We start from the raw sequence: 525 nt of genomic DNA, 5'->3' as shown, positions 1-525 counted from the left end.
ATCGGCTGTTCGATCGCGCGCGATGCCGGCCATGCCATGCCGATCGTGCTGATCGCCGGCATGCTGACCGGCGCCTTCGGCGGCGTGCTGCGCGACATTCTCTGCAACGAGGTGCCGCTGATCTTCCAGAAGGAGCTCTACGCGATCATCGCGCTGCTGACCGGCGCGGCGTACCTGTTGCTGCTGCACTGGGGCGTGGCCGACGCCACCGCGATCCTGTGCTGCCTCGGCGGCGGCTTCGCGCTGCGCCTGCTGGCGATCCACTACCGCTGGGAAATGCCGAAGTTCGTCTATCACGACGAAGTGCATTGATTGTTTGTCGGTAGTGTCGGCCGCTGGCCGGCAACACGGCACACGCCCGCAGATTCCGGCAGGTTGCCGGCCAGCGGCCGGCACTACCGAATGCGTTGCATGACCATGGTCATACGGCATTGGCCGGGGTGATTGGCTACCATTGTCACCCCGTCGCTGCCGCGACGGCATCCAGCCACGCCGCGCCCGCGGCCCCGCCAGACAACTCCCTCC

The 525-nt window shown here is 66.9% G+C and carries 1 protein-coding gene; it reads left to right on the top strand.

Annotated features, from left to right (window positions below):
- On the top strand, positions 1-312 hold a 312-nt coding region (locus DAI20_RS20275), incomplete at its 5' end, for a TRIC cation channel family protein (protein ID WP_205781546.1).
- Between the last annotated feature and the right edge of the window lie 213 nt (positions 313-525).

This window comes from Planctomonas deserti (genome assembly GCF_003067705.1).
GTDB lineage: Bacteria > Actinomycetota > Actinomycetes > Actinomycetales > Microbacteriaceae > Planctomonas > Planctomonas deserti.
Note: the sequence above shows the minus strand (reverse complement) of the source record. Positions and strands in the feature narration are given on the sequence as shown.